Annotated in this window: 1 pseudogene; it reads left to right on the forward strand. The window is 59.4% G+C overall.

What is annotated here, in order from left to right:
- A pseudogene (locus SB756_RS34775) lies at positions 1–239 on the forward strand (fimbrial biogenesis outer membrane usher protein); the annotation flags it as partial.

Below are 239 nucleotides of genomic sequence, written 5' to 3' on the forward strand. Positions count from 1 at the left end.
GCCCCGACCTGGTGACGTACCCGTTACCGGCATTCGCGGGTGAAGCGGCGGTTCCGACGTCGCTGGACCTGTTCATCAATGGCTACAAGTCCAGCACCACCGAGTTGCAACCGGGTCCATACACCTTGACCAATGTCCCCTTCATCAATGGCGCGGGGGAAGCGGTGGTGGTCACTACTGATTCTTTGGGACGGCAGGTGTCGACCACTTTGCCGTTTTACGTCACCAGTAGCCTGCTG

The sequence above is a fragment of the Pseudomonas sp. SIMBA_068 genome (assembly GCF_046534705.1).
Classification (GTDB): domain Bacteria; phylum Pseudomonadota; class Gammaproteobacteria; order Pseudomonadales; family Pseudomonadaceae; genus Aquipseudomonas; species Aquipseudomonas putida.